Genomic DNA, 20,880 nt, shown 5'->3' on the forward strand with positions numbered 1-20,880 from the left:
CACCTGTCCTGTCGCGCCCAGGCGCCGGCGCCGTCCGGAACACCCCTTCATCTTTCTTCAACAAACTGTTGACGCTGCGTTCAGCCCGAACTTAGGCTCCACATGACGGAAGCCGTTTTCCGTCAGCAGCTCCCCGCACGCGGAAGGTCACCATGTCGAAGCGCACGCTGACGACCGAGTCCGGCGCCCCGGTCGCCGACAACCAGAATTCCTCCACCGCCGGCGTCGGTGGCCCGCTCCTCCTCCAGGACCAGCACCTGCTCGAGAAGCTTGCCCGCTTCAACCGCGAGCGCATCCCGGAGCGTGTGGTGCACGCCCGCGGCTCGGGCGCCTACGGCTACTTCGAGGTGACCGACGACGTCACCGGCTTCACCAGCGCCGACTTCCTGAACGAGGTCGGCAAGCGGACCGAGACGTTCATCCGCTTCTCGACCGTCGCCGACTCCCTCGGCGGCGCGGACGCCGTCCGCGACCCGCGCGGCTTCGCGCTGAAGTTCTACACCGAAGAGGGCAACTACGACCTCGTCGGCAACAACACCCCGGTGTTCTTCATCAAGGACCCGATCAAGTTCCCCGACTTCATCCACTCCCAGAAGCGCGACCCCTTCACGGGCAAGCAGGAGCCGGACAACGTCTGGGACTTCTGGGCGCACTCCCCCGAGGCGACGCACCAGGTCACCTGGCTGATGGGCGACCGCGGCATCCCCGCCTCGTACCGACACATGAACGGGTACGGCTCGCACACCTACCAGTGGACGAACGCCCAGGGCGAAGCCTTCTTCGTCAAGTACCACTTCAAGACGAACCAGGGTGTCCGCTCCCTGTCGGCCGAGCAGGCCGCGGAGCTGGTCGGCCAGGACGCCAACTCGCACCAGACGGACCTCCTCCAGGCCATCGAGCGGGGCGTGAACCCGTCCTGGACCCTGCACGTCCAGGTCATGCCGGCCGCCGAGGCCGCGGACTACCGCTTCAACCCGTTCGACCTCACCAAGGTGTGGCCGCACGCGGACTACCCGCTGCAGCGCGTGGGCCGTCTGGTCCTCGACCGCAACCCGGAGAACGTCTTCGCCGAGGTCGAGCAGGCCGCCTTCTCCCCGAACAACTTCGTTCCGGGTATCGGCCCCTCGCCCGACAAGATGCTCCAGGGCCGTCTCTTCGCCTACGCGGACGCGCACCGCTACCGCCTGGGCGTCAACCACACCCTGCTGCCGGTGAACGCGCCGAAGGCCACGGAGGCCGTCAACTACGGCCGCGACGGTGCCATGGCGCTGCGCAACGGCTCGCGCCACGACAAGAACTACGAGCCCAACTCGTACCAGGGCCCGGCCGAGACCGGTCAGCCGCTGTCCGCCCCGCTGGCGATCCACGGCTACACCGGCACGCACGAGGCCCCGCTGCACACCAAGGACGACGACTTCTTCCAGGCCGGTGAGCTCTACCGCCTGATGTCCGAGGACGAGAAGGGCCGTCTCGTGGCCAACATCGCCGGCGGCCTCTCGCAGGTCACCCGCGACGACGTCATCGAGAAGAACCTCGCTCACTTCCACGCCGCCGACGCCGACTACGGCAAGCGCGTCGAGGAGGCAGTCCGCGCCCTGCGCGAGGACTGAGAGCATCAGGCTGCGCCCGGACCCTGACGGGAGGTCAGGACCCGGGCGCCGAGCCCGCACCGCGGACCCGGATGAGGGGTGGTCATGCGGTACGGGATGGCGAGGACCGCGGCGGTAGAGCGATGCCAGTGCGGTGGTGAAGGCTACGGGGCCCGCTTCTTGACCTGAGGGAAGCGGACCACTCCGTCAGACCAATCGCCGCCGCCGCGGTCCCAGCCACATCTGCGTCACCCAGTATCACCCAGTCTCCGCCCGGCGGTGCGAACGTCCTGTCGCGCCAGCCTCGTTCCGTCGGGCGGTACCAACCGCACAGCCAGAGCGCCGAGTCACGGACGGTCCCGTGACTCGGCGCTCTGTTGTGTCCGGACGGGCGCCGCAGCCGGTCAGGCCTCCTCGAAGGACGGCGGAAACAGCTCCCGCGTGCTCCGCCCCCGGTAGTCCCGGTCCGCGTACGCCCCCTTCATGCGAATGAAGTACGCCTGCGCGCGGGCCCGCTGCGCCTTGGGGTCCACTCCCGGAATCTTTCGGTCCCGCATGACCGTCCGGCCGTTGATCACCACCGTGGTGACGTTCGCGCCCGAGCAGTTCATCAGCAGCGTACGGACCGGGTCGTCGACGGGGCCGGTGCGTGGGTCGCCCAGGTCGACCGCGATCAGGTCGGCCAGGGCGCCCGGTGCGAGGCGGCCCAGGTCGGGGCGGCTCAGGGCGCGGGCGCCGCCGAGCGTGGCAGCCCGGTAGTAGTCCGCCGCCGCGCCCGCCTCCAGGCGGCCTGTGACCAGCTTGGACAGGTTGTTGCCGTAGTCCATATTTCGGATCATGTCCGGTGGGAACGAGTCCGTGCCGAGCGCGATGTGCACCCCGGCCGTGCGGTAGCGGTCGAAATCCTCCAGGGCGGCGCCGTAACGGACCATGGTCAGCGGGCAGTGCACGATGCCCGCGATCCGCGCCAGGTCCTCCAGCTCGCCTCCGTACGGCGTGGTGACCTCGCTGTGGCCGCCGATGTAGATGCCGTGCGGGAGGAGCAGACGGGAGCTGAGCAGGCCCGTCTCCTTCAGCAGGCCCAGCGGTGTGGTGCGGTGACGCTCCCGCAGTTGGCTCAGCTCGCCGGTTCCCTGCAGGCAGTGCAGGCGTACCGGGCAGTCCAGGTCCTCGGCCGCCTGCGCCGTCGCCCGCATCAGGTCCGGCGTCAGGGTCTCGATGCGGCAGGGCAGCAGCGCGCCCCGGATCAGGCCGCCGTGGGCGCCGTCGTGGTCGCGTACGAAGCGGATCGCGTCCGACAAGCCGGCCTCGCCGCGCTCCGGCTCCCACCACATGTCGAACGTGCCGTCGGCCGTCACGACCGGGACACCGGAGCGGTAGCTCGGACCCAGGTACATGCGCAGGCCCAGGCGGCCCGCGATCTCGGCGACACCGGCCAGCTCCTCGTACGACTCCGCCCACGCGCCGTGCGTCTCGGCGGCGATCGGCATGGCAGTGGTGATGCCATTGCGGATCAGCTGGGTGAGCGCGTACTCGCGCATGAAGAGGGTGTCGGAGAGCGGGAAGACGGCGGCCCGCCGGTCCCTGGCGTACTCCAGGGACCACTCCAGGCCGCGGTCGTCGGCGTGCCAGGTGTCCAGAATCGCGTGGTCGATGTCGGCGAGCGCGTCCAGGTCGATGAAGCCGGGGCCGACGATCGCGTGGCCCGCGTCGATCGTCTCGTCCACCGCGCCCGGGTAGCCGCGGCCGACGAAGACGACGCGTTCACCCTCGTAGACCACCTGGCCGTCGCGGATGACGACGTGGTCGCCGGCGTCGGAGCCGACGGCCCCGGTGGTCCCGGCGGGCTCGGCGTATCCGATGACGTACGACGCCGTGACGAGCGTTCTCACGCGGGCCTCCGCTGCGGCTTCCAGCCCGGGCGCGGGACGGCGGCCCGCAGTTGGCGCGTGTACGCGTCCTGCGGGGTGGCGAGCAGCGCCGATGTGGGGCCCTGTTCGACGACGCGGCCGCCGCGCATCACCACGGCCGTGTCGCTGATCTGGTGGACGACGGCAAGGTCGTGCGAGATGAACACGTAACTGATCTCCTGTCGTTCGCGGATGTCGGCGAGCAGATTGAGGATCTGCGCCTGGATCGACACATCGAGTGCGGCGACGGCCTCGTCGAGGACGAGGACGCGCGGCTCGACGGCGATCGCCCGGGCGATCGCGACCCGCTGCCGCTGCCCGCCGGACAGCTGCCTGGGCAGCATGGACGCATGCCGTCCGGCCAGGCCCACCGCCTCCAGGAGCTCCAGCGCGCGCCGCTTGCGGTCCGCCGTGGTGAGCGGGAAGTGCAGGCTCAAGCTGGTCTCGATGACGTCGCCGATCCGCTGGAGCTTGTCCAGCGAGGAGTAAGGGTCCTGGAAGACGATCTGAATCTCGCGTGCCCGGCGGCGGCGCTCCGCGGACGAAACCCGGCCCGTCGTGCGCGGCCGTCCGCAGACCGTGAGGGCACCCGAGGTCGGGGTCTCCAGGCCGAGCAGCATCCGCGCGACCGTCGTCTTGCCGGAGCCGGACTCGCCGACGATGGCCAGGGACTCGCCGGGCTTCAGCGAGAACGACACGTCGTCCACGGCGACCGCGTCACCGAACACCTTGCGCAGCCCGGTCGCTTCGATGACCGTCGTACCGGTCGTATCCGTCGTGTACTTCCTGTTCGTCGTCACCACGTCAGTTCCTCCGCTCGTACGCACTCCACGCGCGTCCCGGCGAGGTCCCGCACCTCGGGGCGGCCCGCCGCGCACACCGCCTCGGCGTGCGCGCAGCGCGGCGCGAACGCGCAGCCGTCCTCCGCCTCGAACGCCGCCACCGGGCGGCCCGGGATCACCGGCAGTCTGCGCACTCTTTCCTCGATGCTGGGCCGGGACCGCAGCAGCCCCGCCGAGTAGGGGTGGCGCGGATGCTGCGTCAGGGCTTCGGCCGGCTGAGTCTCCACCAGGCGGCCCGCGTACATCACCGCGAGCCGGTCGCAGGTCGCCGCCGCGAGCTCCAGGTCATGGGTGATCAGCAGCATCGCCATGTCGCGTTCGCGCCGCGCCTCGTCGAGGATCGCCATCACCTCGGACTGGGTGGTGACGTCCAGGGCGGTGGTCGGCTCGTCGGCGAGGATCAGGTCCGGTTCGACGGCGAGGACCGAGGCGATCATCACGCGTTGCAGGAGGCCGCCGGAGAGTTCGTGCGGGTACTGGCGCAGGCGGCGCTCGCCGTCCGGAATGCCGACGTCCGCGAGGAGTCGTACGGCGCGGGCGGCGGCGGCGCGTGGCGCGATGCCCAGGTTCGCGGTCATGGCCTCGGTCAGGAAGTCACCGACGCTGTGAACGGGGTTGATGTGGGCGCGGGGGTCCTGGAAGACCATCGCGATCCGGCGGGTGCGCAGGGCGCGCAGCTCTCTGCGGTGGAGTGCGGTGACGGACCGGCCGTCGAAAAGAATGTCGCCGGTGGTGCTCGCGCCGGGCGGGGTGAGGCCGATCACGGCGCGCGCGGTCATCGACTTGCCCGAGCCGGACTCGCCGACGAGGCCCACCGCCTCGCCGCGCCCGATGGTGAGGTCGACGCGCTCGACGAGTGTGCGCCGGCCTTTGCCGTAGGGGACACAGAGGCCGAAGTTGTCGAGTGTCAGCAGGTCGGTCATCGCTTCTGAGCCCCCAGTCGGTCGCCGAGAACGTTCACCGCGCACACCACGAGGGCGATCAGCGTGCCCGCCGCGACGGCCTCCACGGCGTTGCCGCGCATGGCGCTGTCCAGGCCGGACTTCACCATCAGCCCCCAGTCCGCGGTGGGTGGCTGGACCCCCAGGCCGAGGAACGAGATCGCGGCCAGGTCGATCACCGCGTAGCCGAGCGCCGACACCGACTGGGCGACGATCAGCGGACGCAGGTTGGGCAGCAGGTGCCGGGTGCAGATGGCGAAGGCGGAGCGGCCCTGCACCCAGGCGGCCGCCACATACGGCAGTGAGCGTTCGCGCAGTGCCGCGCTGCGCAGCACCCGCGCCACGTACGGCGTGTAGGCGACGGTCAGGCCGAGGACGACCGGCATCAGGCCGGGCCCCATCACCGCGACCGTGATCAGGGCGAAGACGATGCCGGGCACGGCGAACAGCACATCGAGGGCGCGCGAGATCACCGCGTCCACCTTTCCGCCGTACCACGCCGCCGTGATGGCGAGCGCGGTGCCGAGGACCGCCGAGACGGAGATGACCAGGACCGGTCCGAGGAGGGTGGTGCGGGCGCCCCACATCAGGCGGGACAGGACGTCACGGCCCAGCGCGTCGCCGCCGAGCCAGTGGTCGGGCGTCGCGTAGCCGAGGGTGTTGAACAGGTCGGGGAAGTCCGGGTCGTACGGGGCCAGGACGGGGGCCAGCAGCGTCATCGCCACCAGCAGCCCGAGCAGGCCGGCCGAGACCCGCGCGAGGGGCGTTCTCATCGTGCCATCCGGGGGTCGAGGACGGAGTAGAACAGGTCGACGATCAGGTTGATCAGGACGAACGAGGCGACGAGGACGAGGACGACGGCCTGCACGACGGCGAAGTCCCGCTGCATGATCGCCCGGACGAACAGCGAGCCGATGCCGTCGAGCGCGAACACGTTCTCGACGACGACCGCCCCGGCGAGCAGACCCGCCACGGTCAGCCCGATGACCGTGGTCACCGGCACGGCCGCGTTGCGCAGCACATGGCGCCGTACGATCCGGGCCCCGCTCAGGCCCCGGCTGCGCGCGGTCTCCACGTGCTCGCGGCCCAGCTCCTCCTGGACGGAGGCCCGGGTGATCCGCGCCAGATACGCGGCCGAGCCGAGGGCGAGGGTGATGGAGGGGAGGGTGAGGTGGTGGAGCCGGTCCCAGAAGCCGTCCCCGGCGCCGAACACCGGGAACCAACCGAGGCCCCGCGCGAACACGATCACCAGGACGACGCCGACCACGAAGGCGGGCGTGGCCAGGAAGAGGGAGGAGGCGCCGTTGATCAGGGCGTCGGTCCTGCCGCCGCGCAGCGCGCCGACGGTGCCGGCCAGCAGGCCGCCCGCGATGATCAGCGTCGCCGAGTACACCACCAGGAAGAGGGTGGTCGTCGCGCGGGCGGCGAGCAGGTCCGTCACGTCCTGCCGTTGAAGATCTCTCCCAGGTGAACCTGGGAGATTCTCCCCTGGATCACTCCGGGGAGTTGGACGGCTCTCAGGTCCGCCTTACGACTGCGCTTCCCGCAACCGGGGCGAATGCGAGATCCGCCCGAGAAAGCTCAGCAACTTGGTTGTCGTTGCCGAGCGTTGAGCACTGTAGCAGGACGTTGCGACGCTTCGCGTCGCTTCGACCAGGCCCAGCAGCCGGTTGACGAGGAAGCGGGTGGTGCCGGAGGTGAGCAGCGCTTTTCGGCTGTCGAGTTTCACTTGCCCCCCAGTCCTGAGGCCCACGGGTGGTAGAGGTACGGGAACGACGGCACCGCGCCAGTGATCCGGTCGCTCATGTAGAGGATCACCGGGAGGTTGTTGAGCGGCATCCAGGTCACGTCGCGGGCGACCTTCTGCTGGATGCCGGTGACGATCCGCGCCCGTTTCGCCGGATCGGACTCGGCGCGGGCCCGTTTGATGTCGGCGTCCACGCCGTCGAAGCCGCTGAAGTTGTTGTTGCCGCCGGACAGGAACACCGTGTAGGTGTCCAGCGGGTCGGGAACGTTGCCGTACCAGGTGGAGAGGAACGCGTCGATGCCCTCACGGGCCTTGGCGTCGGTGTAGAGGGTGCCGTACTGCTCCACCGGGACCACCCGGATGTTGATCTTCAGGCCGAGTTGCTCGCCGGTCGCCTTGATGAGATTGCCGGTCTGCTCGTGCACGGCCGAACGCCCTGCACCCCGATCGTGATGGTGCCCTTCGGGGCGCCCTCCAGGAGCTTCCTGGCCTTCTCCAGATCGGCCTTGCCGTCCGGGAGCCGGTCGTACGCCGCCTTGAAGACGTCCTTCTCGTAGCCCCAGGACGCGGGTCCGGCCATGGCGCGCTCCGGGGCGGCCGTCCCCTGGAAGACGGCGGCCCCGAGGGCGTCCCGGTCCAGCGCGTGGGACAGCGCCTCGCGGACCCTCGGATCGCCGTACGGGCCCTTGTTGGTGGCACCCAGCAGCGCCCAGAACGTCAGCGACCTGCCGAGGGTGACCTTGCCGGTCGGCGACTGCTGGAGCTGGGAGATCGCGGCGGGCGGCAGATAGAAGTACTGGCCGTCGATCTCACCGGAGCGCAGCGCGTTCACGGCGGTCGTCTCGTCGGCGATGAAGCGGAACGTGATGGACTTCGACAGCGCTCTGAGCGCGGGGTCCCAGTAGCGGTCGTTGCGGACGATCGTCAGCGAGTCACCGGAGCGCCAGCGGTCGAACTTGAACGGGCCGGTGCACATCACCCCCTGCTTCGGAGTGCCGAAGTCCTTGCCCGCCCGCTCCATCTGCGCCTTCTGCGCGACCGCGCCGGCGGCGGTCGCCATCGCCTGGTTGAACAGCGCGTCAGGCTGCTTGAGCGTGACCGTGACCTGGAGCGGCCCGGTCGCCTCGATCGTCTTCACGTTCTGGAAGTAGTCGCCCCACCAGGTGCCCAGGCCGGGGTCCAGGTGCCGGTTCAGGCTCGCGGCCACGTCTTCGGCGGTCAGCGGGGAGCCGTCCCAGAAGGTCACTCCGTCGCGGATCGTGTAGACCCAGACCGTGGGGGCCGGGTTCGCCGCTCTGCTCGCCAGGCCCGGTTTGATCTCGAAGTCCGGCGTGAGCCGCAGCAGGCTCTCACAGAGGTTTGAAAGGACCGTGTTCTCGGCGTAGTTGAATGAGGTGATCGGATCGATCCCCTGCGGCTCGTAGGGCAGGTTCCAGGTGATGGAGTCCAGCGGCTTCGCCGCCCTGGGGGTCGATGTCCTCAGGTCCAGGGGCACGGCGGGGCGCAGTCCGCCCGGCCCGCCCTGGCCGCAGGCGCTGAGCGCGAGGGCGAAGGCCGCGGCGCAGGCGAGCCGTCGCGACACCATGCGAGTTCTCAACGGGTCGCTCCTTCGAGGAGTTCGCCGTCACGGGCGATCACCCGGCCGCCGCGCACGACCAGCCGGGGCAACGGACGGTCGACGACGGCCTGCGCGACGGAGGCGGCGTCCACCAGCACGAAGTCGGCCGGGTCGCCGGGCCGGAAGGCGCAGCGCTCCAGGCCGAGCAGGTCGGCGCCGCCGTCGGCGACCAGCGTGTAGCAGGCGGCCAGTTCGGCGTCGGTGCGGGCATCGGTGCGGTACGCGAGGAGGTGGGCGCGCGTGATCATGTCGCCGTCCCCGAACGGCGTCCACGGGTCGCGTACCCCGTCCGAACCCACCGCGACCCGGACCCCGGCCGCCGTCAGTGGCCCGATGGGGACGACGGGGTCGGTGCCCAGCGCACAGGTGGTGACCGCGACTCCTGCCTCGGCCAGCAGTGCGGCCACCGGGTCCAGTTCGGCGGGCGGGCAGTCCGCGAGGCAGAACGCGTGGCTGACGGTGACCCGGCCGTGCAGTGCGAGCGCCGCCGTACGCCGGGCGATCGCGGTGAGCTGCGCGAGGCCGGACGCGCCCCCGTCGTGCAGGTGGATGTCCAGCGGGACCCCCCTGCGCTCGGCCAGTCCGAAGAGCAGGTCCAGCTGACCGTCGCGGTCACCGTCCATGCCGACCGGGTCGATGCCGCCGACGAGGTCCGCACCCTCGTCCAGGGCCTGCTCCAGAAGGGCGGCCGTGCCGGGCGCGGCGAGGACGCCGAGCTGCGGGAACGCCACGATCTGCACGTCGATCAGGTCGGCGCGCTCGGCGGCCGCCTGCCGCACGCCGTGGATGTTGGCCAGTCCGTACTGCGGGGCCACGTCGGCGTGGGCGCGCAGGGCGCGGGTGCCTCGGGCGATCGCGCGGTCGAACAGGGCGCCGGCGCGCTCGGCGACCGGTGCCATTCCGGCGCGTACGGAGGCGTCGTACGCGATGAGATCGCCCAGTCCGCTTGCGGGCTCACGGCTGAGCCAGGGTCCGCCCCAGGTGGTCTTGTCGGGGTGGATGTGGGCGTCGACGGGAGCGGGCAGGGCGAGCAAGCTCCCGCCGTCGACGACGTCGATCCCGGCGGCGGGCACCGCTTCGGCGATCCGGCCGTCCATGATGAGCAGATCACGGGGCGGCCCGCCCATGGGCCGCACCGCTGATATCCGTACATGGGTCATGCAGGCATCTCCCTCTTCGTTGGGTGATGCCGGATAGAGTTATCAGACATCTGATGAGTGGAGAAGGGGGTCGCCGGAGTGGAACCGAAAGCACACATGAAGAACGTCGGGCGGAAGTCACTGGTGGACGCGGCGATCGCGGAGCTACGGGAGGAGATCGCCGCCGGACGCTGGCAGGTCGGGGAGAAGATCCCCTCCGAGAGTCAGCTGGTACAGGCCCTTGGCGTGAGCCGGCTCTCCGTGCGGGAAGCGGTGCGTGCGCTGGTGCACACCGGGCTGCTCGCGACACGTCAGGGCGACGGGACGTATGTCACGGCGACGGACGAGGCGGCCGTCGCCTTCCGGCGGATGCTGGAGAGCGTCGCCGAGCGGGACGTGGAGGAGGTGCGGCGGGGGCTGGACCTGGTGGCCGCGAGGATCGCCGCCACACGCCGCACGGACGCCGATCTGAGAGAGCTTCAGGACATACTGACTCGTCGTCAGGCAGCTTTTGACAAGGGAGAGTTGGAGGTTTTCGCCGACGCCGACGTGGAGTTCCACCTGTGCGTGGCGCGAGCCACCCAGAACCAGCTTCTGCACGACCTGTACCGGACGCTGAGTGAGGCCCTGCGGGACACCATCCTCGCCGACCACATGGAGCACTCCACGACGGACGCGCACCTCGCGCTGTTCCGCGCGATCGAGGCGGGGGATCCGGTGGCGGCGGACACGGCGGCGCTGGCGATCATCGAGGTGTAGGTACGCGCGGGGCGGGTGTCCGCGGCCGTCAGGGCGCCCGAGACACCGAACGGCCCCCCGTCCCGGAAGGGACGGGGGGCCGCTGCGGTGCTGCGGGGCGAGCCGAAGGCTCAGACCAGCGGGCGGATCGCCGTGGGGGCGTGGCCCGGCTCGGTGGCCAGCTCTTCGAACTCCGTGACGTCGCTCATGTCGACCGTCTTGCTCATCGCGATGTTGGTGATGCGCTCCAGGATGGCCTCGACGACGACCGGGACCTGGTGCTCGACGGCCAGCTTCTTGGCCTCCTCGAAGGCCTCGCCCAGCTTCTCCGGGTCGGTGACGCGGATGGCCTTGACGCCCAGGCCTTCGGCGACCTTGACGTGGTCGACGCCGTAGACGCCGAGCTCCGGGGTGTTGATGTTCTCGAACTCGAGGTTGACCTCGAAGTTGATGCCCAGGTTGCCCTGCGCCTGACGGATCAGGCCCAGGTACGCGTTGTTCACGAGAACGTGGACGTAGGGGACCTTGTGCTGGGCGGCGACCGCCAGCTCCTCGATCATGAACTGGAAGTCGTAGTCGCCGGAGAGGGCGACGATCGGGGTCTCCGGGTCCGCGGTGGCGGCGCCGATCGCGGCGGGGATGGTCCAGCCGAGCGGGCCGGCCTGGCCGCAGTTGATCCAGTGGCGCGGCCGGTAGACGTGCAGGAACTGCGCAGCGGCGATCTGGGAGAGGCCGATGGTGGTGACGTAGCGGGTCTCCGGGCCGAACGCCTTGTTCATCTCCTCGTAGACGCGCTGCGGCTTCAGGGGGATGTTGTCGAAGTGCGTGCGGCGCTGCAGGGTGGCCTTGCGCCCCTGCGCGGAGGCGGCCCAGGCGCTGAAGTCGGGCAGCTTGCCCGCGGCCTTGAGCTCCTTGGCGATCTCGATGAAGAGCTCCAGTGCGACCTTGGCGTCAGAGGCGATGCCGTAGTCCGGGGCAAAGATCTTGCCGAGCTGGGTGGGCTCGATGTCGACGTGGACGAACTTGCGGCCCTTGGTGTAGGCCTCCATGTTGTAACCGGTGTGGCGGTTGGCCCAGCGGTTGCCGATGCCGAGGACGAAGTCCGACTCCAGGAAGGTCGCGTTGCCGTAGCGGTGCGCGGTCTGGACACCGACCATGCCGGCGGCCAGCTCGTGGTCGTCCGGGATGGTGCCCCAGCCCATGAGCGTGGAGATGACCGGGATGCCCGTCAGCTCGGCGAACTCGACCAGCAGGTCGGAGGCGTCGGCGTTGATGATGCCGCCACCGGCGACGATCAGCGGGCGCTCGGACTCCAGCAGGAAGTTCAGCGCCTTCTCGGCCTGGGCGCGGGTCGCGGACGGCTTGTAGACCGGCAGCGGCTCGTACGTCTCCGGGTCGAACTCGATCTCGGTGAGCTGGACGTCGATCGGCAGGTCGATGAGGACCGGACCGGGACGGCCGGAGCGCATCAGGTGGAACGCCTGCTGGAAGACGCCGGGGACCTGGGCGGCCTCCAGGACGGTGGTCGCGGCCTTGGTGACCGGCTTGGCGATCGAGGCGATGTCGACGGCCTGGAAGTCCTCCTTGTGGAGCTTCGAGACCGGGGCCTGGCCGGTGATGCACAGGATCGGGATCGAGTCCGCGATCGCCGAGTACAGGCCGGTGATCATGTCGGTGCCGGCGGGGCCGGACGTACCGATGCAGACACCGATGTTGCCCGCCTTGGCGCGGGTGTAGCCCTCGGCCATGTGCGAGGCGCCCTCGACGTGGCGGGCCAGCGTGTGCCCGATGCCACCGACGTTCTTGAGCTCGCGGTAGAAGGGGTTGATCGCGGCGCCGGGCACGCCGAACGCGACGTCAACGCCTTCGCGCTTGAGGATCTCAACTGCCGCGGCTGCGGCTGTCATTCGAGGCATCGTGTACTCCTGCGTGCCGATTTCCATAATGCGGAAGTCTTGTTCTGCTATACGGAACAATGTAGGAGGGACTCAGGGAGCACGTCAAGGCAATGGCCCGTACGACCGGTACGAAAGGCGGCAGACTCTCCCCAACGCATCGCTCTTGGTGGACGATGGGGCACGTACGGCGACGACGTGACTGAGCAAAGCTGGAGGCCGCCCATGGCGGAGACCGTGCCGCTGCGCTGCCCGGGCTGCGACCGCGAGCACGCGTACGCTCCCCCGGTCTTCCCGTGCGCCTGCGGAGCGCCGATCGCACCGCCGCTGGTACGGGGCGCGCCGCTGGCCCCGCTGACCCACCGGACCTGGACGGACTCCTGGGTGGCCGTGCGCTGTCGCGCGTGCGGGCGCGAGGACGAATGGCCCCAGCCGGAGTTCGGCTGCGCGACCTGCGGCACGGTGGCCCGCATCCCGGTCCACCCCCTCCCACCCACCCCTGGCCAAGGGCCCGCCGCCGCGGACGACGCGGGTGCGGGCGGCGGGTGTGCCGCCGGGGGCCCGGCCGATGCCGACTCGGCCGGGGGCGTGGGCGGTGCCGGTGCGGCCAGGGGCTTCGGGACTTCGAGGGCTTGGACAGCCGGGGATATCGGCGATGCTGCGGCAGCCGGCCGCGCAGGCGGCACCGAAGGGGCCGACAGCCCCGGTGCGGCCGGGGCGGCAGGCCATGGCGGTGCGGCCGGGGGCGGGGGCGGTGCCGGGGGTGCGACGGACGCCGGCGGTGCCGATCACGCCGGCGCGGCCGGAAGTACAGGCGGCGGAGGCGCTGGCGCGGCAGGGGCCGCAGGCTATGGCGGTGCGGCCGGGGGCCGGGGAAGTGCCGGGGGTGCGATGGACGCCTGCGGTGTCGATCGCGCCGGTGCGGCCGGTGGCGCGAGCGGCGCCGGGGCGGCCGGGGGTGTCGTGGGCCCGGGCGGGGGTGCCGGGAATGGCGCCGACGGTGTTCGGCCGGCCCGTGGGCCGCTGCCGCCCGCCGTCGCGGCCCCGCGGCCCGACTTCCAGCCGGTGACCATCCGGACTGGCCGGGACGCCGTCACGGCCGCCGCCCTCTACCTCCGCTGGCTCGGCTTCCGCGACGTACGGCAGCCGGAGAGACGGCCCGCGTCAGGCATCGACCTCCGTGCCCCGGGGCTGGTCGCCCAGGTCGACCCCAGCACCCGGCCCGCGGTTCTCCGGGACATCGAATGCCTCTGGCTCAACGGGCTCACCACCTCCGCCGTCAGCGTCTTCTTCTCCCTCGCCGGATATACGGACGAGGCCAGGGCCCGCGCCGACGACCTCGGCATCCCGCTGTTCGTCATGGATCTCACCGGCGTACCCCAGCCCGTCAACGACCCCGCGGACGAACTCCTCAGCACCGGGGCCTGATGCCCGCGCCGAGCGCGATACTCGTCCCATGCCAGCCGCCATCCGCCTCGCGAGCGCCGCGGAGCTGCCCGCGCTCCAGGACATCGAACGCGCCGCCGGTGAGCCCTTCCGCGCCCTCGGCATGGCGGCGATCGCCGACGACGAACCGCCGCCGCTCGACCTGCTGGCCCGCTTCCAGAGCGCCGGACGCGCCTGGGTCGCCACCGACGAGCGGGACCGCCCGGTCGCCTACCTGATCACCGAGGTGGTCGACCGCGCCGCCCACATCGAGCAGATCTCGGTCCATCCGGCCGCCGCCCGCCGCGGTCTCGGCCGGGCGCTCATCGACCATCTCGCCGCCCACGCGTACGCCCAGGGCCTGGCCGCCCTCACCCTGACGACCTTCGCCGAGGTCCCGTGGAACGCGCCCTACTACGCCCGGCTCGGCTTCCACGTCGTCGACGGCCCCGCCCTCACCCCCGGGCTGCGCGAGATCCTGCGCGCCGAGGCAGCGCACGGCCTGGACCGGTGGCCCCGACTGTGCATGCGGCGCGATCTCTGAGCCGGCGCCGCCCCCTGAGCCGGCGCCGCGAGCCCGCGGGCGCACGCCATGACACGCGCGCTGCGATAGCCGCCCCCCACAAGGCATCATCGGGCGTGCACGCTTTTTCTGCCGAGGAGCCCTCATGCGTCTGACCGACATCCCCCTCCACACCCTGACCGGCGAGCCCACCACCCTGGGCGCCTACCAGGGCCAGGCCGTCCTGCTGGTGAACGTGGCGTCCAAGTGCGGACTCACCCCGCAGTACGAAGGCCTCGAGCGGCTCCAGCAGAAGTACGCCGAGCGCGGGTTCACCGTCCTCGGCGTGCCCTGCAACCAGTTCGGCGGCCAGGAGCCGGGCAGCTCCGAGGAGATCCAGACCTTCTGCTCGGTCAGCTACGGCGTGACCTTCCCCCTGCTGGAGAAGACCGAGGTCAACGGCGCCGGCCGGCACCCGCTGTACGCCGAGCTGACGAACACCGCGGACGCCGCCGGTGAGGCGGGCGACATCACCTGGAACTTCGAGAAGTTCCTGATCTCCCCGCAGGGTGAGGTCGTCGCCCGCTTCCGTCCGGCCACCGAGCCCGAGGCCGCGGAGGTCGTCGCGGCCATCGAGGCTCAGCTGTCCGCCTGACCCGCGTACCGCTCGCGCAGCTCGATCTTGCGGACCTTCCCGCTGACCGTCATCGGGAAGGACTCCAGGACCCGCAAGTCCCGCGGGATCTTGTAGTGGGCGAGCCGGCCGGTGCAGTACTCGGTCAGCTCGCCCAGGGTCGGCGGGTCCGCAGGGTCACGGGGGATGACGCAGGCGAGGATCTCCTCGCCGTACCGCTCGTCCGGAACCCCGACCACCTGGACGTCGGCGATCTTCGGATGGCCGTACAGGAACTCCTCGATCTCGCGCGGATAGACGTTCTCGCCGCCCCTGATGATCATGTCCTTGATCCGGCCGACGATCTGTACGTAGCCGTCGTCCCGCATCACGGCCAGGTCACCGGTGTGCATCCAGCGGCCCGCGTCCACCGCCTCCGCAGTCTTCTCCGGCTCGTCCCAGTAGCCCAGCATCACGCTGTACCCCCGCGTGCACAGCTCGCCCGCCTCACCGCGCGGCAGGGTCGTGCCCGTCGCCGGGTCGGTGATCTTCACCTCGACATGCGGGAGGACCCGGCCGACCGTGCCGGTGCGGCGCTCCAGGTCGTCGTCCCGGCGGGTCTGGGTGGAGACCGGTGACGTCTCCGTCATGCCGTAACAGATGGAGACCTCCGCCATGTGCATCTCGGCGACCACCCGCTTCATCACCTCGACCGGGCAGGGCGAGCCCGCCATGATCCCGGTGCGGAGAGTGGAGAGGTCGTACTCCGCGAAGTCGGGGAGGTTCAGCTCGGCGATGAACATGGTCGGCACCCCGTAGAGCGAGGTGCAGCGCTCCAGCTGCACGGCCCGCAAGGTGGCGACCGGGTCGAACGAGGGGGCCGGGATCACCATGCACGCTCCGTGCGAGGTGGCGGCGAGGTTGCCCATGACCATGCCAAAGCAGTGGTAGAAGGGCACCGGCAGGCAGACCCGGTCCTGCTCGGTGTAGCCGATCATCTCCCCCACGAAGTAGCCGTTGTTGAGGATGTTGTGGTGGGAGAGCGTCGCACCTTTCGGGAAGCCGGTGGTGCCCGAGGTGTACTGGATGTTCACCGGGTCGTCGCAGGACAACTCGGCCTCGCAGGCGGCCAGTCGGTCGGAGGTGACACCGTCCGCGGCACCGAGGAGGGCGTCCCAGGAACTGTCCCCGATGTAGTGGACGGCGCGCAGTTCGGGGCAGCGTGGCCGGACCTCCCCGACGAGCGCCCGGTAGTCGCTGGTCTTGTGGGACTGCGAGGCGAACAGGACCGTGATCCCGGCCTGCTTCAGTACGTACTCCAGCTCGTGCGCCCTGTAGGCCGGGTTGATGTTCACCATGATCGCGCCGATCCGGGCTGTGGCGTACTGCACCAGTACCCACTCGGCGCAGTTGACGGCCCAGATGCCGACGCGGTCGCCCTTCTCGACGCCGGTCGCGAGCAGGGCGCGGGCCAGCCGGTCCACGGCCGCGCCGAACTGGGCGTACGTCCAGCGCTTCCCGGCCGGGAGGTCCACCAGCGCGTCGCGGTCGGGGTACGCGGCGATCGCCCGGTCGAGATTCCGGCCGATCGTGTCGCCCAGCAGCGGGGTGCTGCCGGTCCCGTGGGCGTACGAGAACTCGGTCATCGGGCATCCCCCTTCGCATCGCCCGTCGTGTCCTCCGCGTACTCGTTCTCCGAGCCCGCGGCCGTACGCTCGCGCAGTTCGATCCGGCGGATCTTGCCGGAGATCGTCTTCGGCAGCTCGGCGAACTCGATCCGGCGGATCCGCTTGTACGGCGCCAGAACCGCCCGCGAGTGCGCGAACAGCTCCTTCGCCGTGTCCGGCCCCGGCTCCCACCCCTCCGCCAGTACGACGTACGCCTTCGGCACCGCCAGCCGCAACGCATCGGGCGCGGGCACGACCGCCGCCTCGGCCACCGCCTCGTGCTCCAGCAGCGCGCTCTCCAGCTCGAAGGGCGAGATCTTGTAGTCGGAAGCCTTGAACAGAGCATCCTCCGTAGACGACTCATCGTCCCCAACGAACAGACGAGGATCCACGCGGCCTTCCACTCGCAAGGAAGGAAGCGGAGCGACCTCGGAGACCGGCGCAGTACCAGGGAAGGTCGCCAGAGCATCCATGAGCGCCTCCCAGAGCCCCTGGTGGAGCCAGCGACCCCAGATGCTCTGCGCGCCCGGCACAGGAGCACTCATCCATGAGCAACCGGTACGGGCCTTGTGGAGCATGGAGTCCAGGAGACCCCGAGGGTCCTTCGGCTTACGCCCCTTGCGCGCCGCCAGAATTGGCTCAACGGCCGCCCATGCCTCATCCGTGAGCAGCGGGACAAGACGCTCTCTGTCCCGGAACCATGCGCCGATGAGGTCGTCACTCCGGGTCTTTCTCGGAATTTCTCCGGTGATGGTCACCTTGAGCTCCAGCCAGTCAATGACGTCGGCCTTCTGCTCAGGAGTCATGGAGTACAGAGAAGTCCGCGCCATTCTCGCGAGGTTGTCGAGGTCGACTGCTCGCTCCTGAGCGCGGTCGACTTCTTCACGCCAGGAGATGGCCTGGTCCCGCAGTTCTACGAGCTGCTCACGCTCTTCGTTGTGTGCCTTGATTCGACTCTCGATGTACTGACGGGCTTCGGCGCGGGAAAGCTTCTTGCGTACCGCCTGTCGGGTGGCTGCATCGGTGGTGAGGTCGATGAGGTCGTCTATTTCCTCGATCTGATTTTCCAGATCCTGGACTCGGCTTGCGTAGTCAATCTCGTTGGCTCTGGCAATTTCCGCCCACTCCGAGGAGAGTGCCATCAGGCGGTCAGGCTCTTCGAGGAGCTTGCATACGTGATGCCAGACGACGTACTCAAGTGCATCAGCATCGACTTGCGAGCACTCACACTTGGCCTTCTTGGGGTTCTTGTAGTCCTTGACGGTGCCAGTACAGCGGTAGGCTCTTACCCCTGCCCGCCCAGTTCGGCGGACTCCGGTGTAATAATTTTCGCAGACCCCGAAAAGATGCTCACTCAGCGGATGCACCGAATATTCTTCGGCTTTACGCCCCTTGCGACTGGTGCGTTCGAGCGCCTTGTTGAGCTTCTTGAGCTGAATGTCGTTGAAGACGGGCTCGTACTCAATGACCACGGTCTCGCCGAAAATAGGTTCGCCGTCGTCATTGAGGCGGACCTTGGGCTGCTTGGGGTCACGGTACGTTCGGCTGGCGGTCTGGACGGCCTGGCTGGTCAATACGTGACGCAGCGATCCCCTGGGCCAGTAGTCCAGCGTCGGACCGTGGATCTTCTCAGCGTTGAAGAGGTCTTCGACCTCGCTGCAATTCATGCCCTCGTCAACGATGTGCTCGTAGGCACGGTGCATGAGGGAGTACGGGGCACGCTCATCGCCCTTGTCGAGGACGATGCGGCTCTCGCCCTTAATACCCTTGTTCTCGATGCGGTAGGGGTAGGGTGCGACGCCTCCTGGGTGTCCGCCGATTTCAGCCTTCTCCTGGACGCCACCCTGCGTGCGGTCGCGGATGGTGATGCGCTCGTCTTCGGCCTTGTCCTGCTCCTTGCGCATCTTGGAGCGGCCTTCTTCGGTGGTGTTGTCGTAGTCGCCCCGAACTACGGCAACAAAGATGCCAAGGTCTTCGAGGACCCAGACCCAAGGCCAGAAGGCGCGGTCACGGCGGCCGATGGCGCGCTCCTCGGAGACCACGACGACGTCAAACGGCCGAGGTGTCTGCTTGGCGTCGGCCATGAGGCGCTTGAGGTCAGGTCGCTGCGTGTGGTCCAGGCTGCCGCTGTAGCCCTCGTCGGCGTAGGTGTTGACGTGCTCCCAGTTCTTCTTCTCGATGTGGCGGACCGTCTTCTTGCCCGTGTAGGCGATGCCGTAGCCCTTGCGCTGCTCGGCTGTTGACACCCGGAGGTAGTCGACGGCACGGAGTCTGGCGGGTGCGATGGTCCGCTGTGCAACGCCGATGGCGCTTGTGAGAGCATTGCTCATGTCAGTTCATCTCCGGTGGACTGGCCTGACCCCGGTGGCAATGCCCTGCTGCCGGGGTCGTCTCGTTGTGTAGGAGAGATCCTAGCCCTCAACGGCCAGCCACGGGGCCCTACTTAGGCCGCTTCTGCCTCGTTCTGGTCCTCGTGGAGGAAGAGGTGCTCCAGCACCCGCCGGTACAGTCCTGGGTCCGGCTGCCCTGCTGGCGTCCAGATGACCTCGATGTCCGGCCTAAGAGACTTCTCTTCTCCGAACAGAGGCACTACCTCTGCCATATCCTGGGATGCCATCCCACTCCGCCCCGAGTTTCCTATGGGGCGAGCCTAGTTCGGTCCCCCGAAAATCTGTTAGGAGTGGCCCCATGTCCGAGAGCGAGCGATCGATGTTGGCCCGGGAACGCCAACAGAACACCCGCGCATGGTGGGTGCTGGCGTCTTGGTGGATTCTCTGTTTCGTCGCCGTCATGATTTACGTCTGGACCAAGGCCCCCACCGGACCCGCTATCGGGATCACGATCGCCGTCGGCTTTCTGTACACCGTGGCGATCGGCATTCCCATGTACTTGAGCAAGCCCTGACCTCGAAAATCTAGGAGAACACAACTAAGCCCCCAGCCATTTGGCTGGGGGCTTTTTGCGTTTCTCGGATCAGTCGGCTTGCTTGGTCCAGGGCTTGCAGCCGGAGGTCTTGAAGAACTCGCCCTCGTTCAGGGTCACGATCGCGCTTCCGGCGCTGATGTCGTTGGCGAGGATGGAGCTGGTATCGCCTGAAGCGTCGCTCATTCGCGCCCAGTAGCAGCTGCTGGAGCCGTCGGCCGGGCCTTTGCTCTTGTAGGTGCCTGGGGCGATGTACTCGTCATCGAGGGCTTTGGAGAGGTCTTCGTAGTCCGGCGAATCTTCGGTGATCTCGTAGGTGCCAGGATGGACGCCGATGGTCTCCCCCAGGGCGTTCTCTGCGTCCTGCATCGCTTCCTCGAAGGCAGCTGACGCTGAGGCGGCTGCTTCGCTTGCCTTTGCCGCCGGATCCTCAGTCGGCTCGGTCGCCAGCGTGTTGGGGGCTGAGTTGGTCGGCGTTGCCTTGGCATCCTCGGTACTGCTTCCGCAGCCGGTGAGTGCGAGGGCGGCTAGCAGTGTGCTGGCAAGGACGGGGCTGCGGTGCTTCATGGTGGTCTTCCTTGGTGGTCAGCTGTTGCAGTGCTCGAGGACGCCGTCGGTGAGGCTGGCGACGGTGCAGCCGTTCTCAATCTCTGCCTGGAGGGCCATGGACCAGTCCTGGAGCTCGTCCTCGATACCGTGCGGAAGCCTGCCCTCGTCCATGGATGCCTGGTAGCTGGTCATGAGCCAGCCGCCGTAGTCGGCCGACTTGGCGATCTTTTCCCGAGGTTGCGGGTTGTTACGGTAGAGGTAGTAGTACGTGCTGGAGGCCGAGCGGATCCAGGTCGTGTGGTCGCACCAGGCGTCCCGCTCGTCGGCGAAGGCGACGTTGTAGAGGACTGTGCCTGCGAGGAGCGCCCCAGCAGCCGTGAGCCCCGCGATCTTCTTGTTCATCCCCACCCCTTTTAGCTTGCCTCCCTGACGCGAGGGCACCCGGCGGAGATGTACCGCTTGCAGTTCTTGACCTCGACCTTGGCCCCGTGGAGGTGCTCTCGGAGGATACTCCGCTCGTCCTTGTCCAAGTTGTCGGTCTGGCTGGCCACCTTACGTTCGATGGCGGCGAGGTGTGCGAGGGCCGCCTCCAGCTGCTGCTTGGCAGCCTCCTGCCGTGTGCTGAGCAGGACGTAGGCCCTCGTGTCGTAATGGGTTGCGACCGCGCGGAAGATCTTCAGCCTGTGATCGTCCGCTGGGAAGCGGTGGTGGCAGCGCGCCGGGCCGGCCTGCTGCCCTGAACACGGCGCACAACCGCGTCGGGATCGCCCCGCGCCACCGCCC

18 protein-coding genes and 3 pseudogenes are annotated in these 20,880 nt (G+C 69.1%); 6 read left to right on the forward strand and 15 right to left on the reverse strand.

Translation table 11 applies throughout. From position 1 onward, the window contains the following. Positions 1-152 precede the first annotated feature (152 nt). Complete coding sequence (locus ACWV17_RS02095; RefSeq protein WP_455358226.1) at positions 153-1,610, forward strand: catalase; 1,458 nt, start codon at positions 153-155, stop codon at positions 1,608-1,610. 383 nt (positions 1,611-1,993) lie between these two features. On the opposite strand, the gene ACWV17_RS02100 is transcribed toward ACWV17_RS02095, so the two are convergent. The 9 genes from ACWV17_RS02100 to ACWV17_RS02140 all read right to left on the reverse strand — a co-directional run bounded on the left by ACWV17_RS02100 (position 1,994) and on the right by ACWV17_RS02140 (position 9,807). Then, positions 1,994-3,481 carry an amidohydrolase family protein gene (locus ACWV17_RS02100; protein WP_455358227.1) on the reverse strand — a complete coding sequence of 496 codons (1,488 nt, stop codon included), beginning with the start codon at positions 3,479-3,481 and terminating at the stop codon, positions 1,994-1,996. Further along, positions 3,478-4,299: an ABC transporter ATP-binding protein gene (locus ACWV17_RS02105; protein ID WP_455358228.1), complete on the reverse strand. Its 822-nt coding sequence runs from the start codon at positions 4,297-4,299 to the stop codon at positions 3,478-3,480. The genes ACWV17_RS02100 and ACWV17_RS02105 overlap by 4 nt, the downstream gene beginning before the upstream one ends. Next, complete coding sequence (locus tag ACWV17_RS02110; RefSeq protein ID WP_455358229.1) at positions 4,296-5,264, reverse strand: ABC transporter ATP-binding protein; 969 nt, start codon at positions 5,262-5,264, stop codon at positions 4,296-4,298. Before ACWV17_RS02110 ends, ACWV17_RS02105 begins: the two co-directional genes overlap by 4 nt. Further along, complete coding sequence (locus ACWV17_RS02115; RefSeq protein ID WP_455358230.1) at positions 5,261-6,055, reverse strand: ABC transporter permease; 795 nt, start codon at positions 6,053-6,055, stop codon at positions 5,261-5,263. The genes ACWV17_RS02110 and ACWV17_RS02115 overlap by 4 nt, the downstream gene beginning before the upstream one ends. Beyond that, positions 6,052-6,723, reverse strand: coding sequence for an ABC transporter permease (locus ACWV17_RS02120; protein ID WP_455358231.1), 672 nt, complete (start codon positions 6,721-6,723; stop codon positions 6,052-6,054). The genes ACWV17_RS02115 and ACWV17_RS02120 overlap by 4 nt, the downstream gene beginning before the upstream one ends. A gap of 87 nt (positions 6,724-6,810) precedes the next feature. Beyond that, positions 6,811-7,011 (reverse strand): hypothetical protein, encoded by a 201-nt coding sequence (locus ACWV17_RS02125; RefSeq protein WP_455358232.1) that lies wholly within the window; start codon positions 7,009-7,011, stop codon positions 6,811-6,813. Next, entirely contained in the window at positions 7,008-7,454 is a 447-nt protein-coding gene (locus ACWV17_RS02130; RefSeq protein ID WP_455358233.1) for a hypothetical protein, read from the reverse strand. Before ACWV17_RS02130 ends, ACWV17_RS02125 begins: the two co-directional genes overlap by 4 nt. Continuing rightward, positions 7,400-8,626 carry an ABC transporter substrate-binding protein gene (locus ACWV17_RS02135; RefSeq protein ID WP_455358234.1) on the reverse strand — a complete coding sequence of 409 codons (1,227 nt, stop codon included), beginning with the start codon at positions 8,624-8,626 and terminating at the stop codon, positions 7,400-7,402. Before ACWV17_RS02135 ends, ACWV17_RS02130 begins: the two co-directional genes overlap by 55 nt. Then, a complete protein-coding gene (locus tag ACWV17_RS02140) occupies positions 8,623-9,807 on the reverse strand; it encodes an amidohydrolase (protein WP_455358235.1) in 1,185 nt (394 codons plus the stop codon). Before ACWV17_RS02140 ends, ACWV17_RS02135 begins: the two co-directional genes overlap by 4 nt. Before the next feature lie 78 nt (positions 9,808-9,885). On the opposite strand from ACWV17_RS02140, the gene ACWV17_RS02145 reads away from it, so the two are divergent. Continuing rightward, a complete protein-coding gene (locus ACWV17_RS02145; RefSeq protein WP_455352165.1) occupies positions 9,886-10,545 on the forward strand; it encodes a FadR/GntR family transcriptional regulator in 660 nt (219 codons plus the stop codon). Positions 10,546-10,655: 110 nt separating this feature from the next. Here the strand turns inward: ACWV17_RS02145 and gcl are convergent, their stop codons facing one another. Continuing rightward, the gene (gene gcl, locus ACWV17_RS02150) at positions 10,656-12,440 is read right to left on the reverse strand and encodes a glyoxylate carboligase (RefSeq protein WP_455358236.1); all 1,785 of its coding nucleotides are present in this window, start codon (positions 12,438-12,440) and stop codon (positions 10,656-10,658) included. A 981-nt stretch (positions 12,441-13,421) separates the two neighbouring features. Between gcl and ACWV17_RS02155 the strand changes: the two are divergent. The 3 genes and pseudogenes from ACWV17_RS02155 to ACWV17_RS02165 form a co-directional block, all read left to right on the forward strand. Next, a pseudogene (locus ACWV17_RS02155) lies at positions 13,422-13,847 on the forward strand (hypothetical protein); the annotation flags it as partial. 28 nt (positions 13,848-13,875) lie between these two features. Next, a complete protein-coding gene (locus ACWV17_RS02160) occupies positions 13,876-14,388 on the forward strand; it encodes a GNAT family N-acetyltransferase (protein WP_455358237.1) in 513 nt (170 codons plus the stop codon). A 124-nt stretch (positions 14,389-14,512) separates the two neighbouring features. After that, positions 14,513-15,001 (forward strand): glutathione peroxidase, encoded by a 489-nt coding sequence (locus tag ACWV17_RS02165; protein ID WP_455358238.1) that lies wholly within the window; start codon positions 14,513-14,515, stop codon positions 14,999-15,001. Here the strand turns inward: ACWV17_RS02165 and ACWV17_RS02170 are convergent. From ACWV17_RS02170 to ACWV17_RS02180, 3 genes and pseudogenes are all read right to left on the reverse strand, one after another. Then, entirely contained in the window at positions 14,986-16,605 is a 1,620-nt protein-coding gene (locus ACWV17_RS02170; protein WP_455358239.1) for an AMP-binding protein, read from the reverse strand. The two genes, ACWV17_RS02165 and ACWV17_RS02170, sit on opposite strands and share 16 nt — an antisense overlap. After that, positions 16,602-16,973 (reverse strand): annotated as a pseudogene (locus ACWV17_RS02175) (AMP-binding enzyme); the annotation flags it as partial. The gene ACWV17_RS02170 and the pseudogene ACWV17_RS02175, both read right to left, overlap by 4 nt. Positions 16,974-17,108: 135 nt before the next feature. Then, positions 17,109-18,956: pseudogene (locus ACWV17_RS02180) on the reverse strand (recombinase family protein); the annotation flags it as partial. Between the two features lie 358 nt (positions 18,957-19,314). Here ACWV17_RS02180 and ACWV17_RS02185 point away from each other — a divergent pair. Further along, complete coding sequence (locus ACWV17_RS02185) at positions 19,315-19,530, forward strand: hypothetical protein (RefSeq protein WP_455358240.1); 216 nt, start codon at positions 19,315-19,317, stop codon at positions 19,528-19,530. A gap of 69 nt (positions 19,531-19,599) precedes the next feature. Here the strand turns inward: ACWV17_RS02185 and ACWV17_RS02190 are convergent, their stop codons facing one another. Beyond that, entirely contained in the window at positions 19,600-20,115 is a 516-nt protein-coding gene (locus tag ACWV17_RS02190; protein WP_455358241.1) for a hypothetical protein, read from the reverse strand. Positions 20,116-20,133: 18 nt separating this feature from the next. Further along, on the reverse strand, positions 20,134-20,499 hold the full coding sequence (locus tag ACWV17_RS02195) for a hypothetical protein (RefSeq protein WP_455358242.1): 366 nt from the start codon (positions 20,497-20,499) through the stop codon (positions 20,134-20,136). Between the last annotated feature and the right edge of the window lie 381 nt (positions 20,500-20,880).

This window comes from Streptomyces mabaensis (assembly GCF_053763515.1).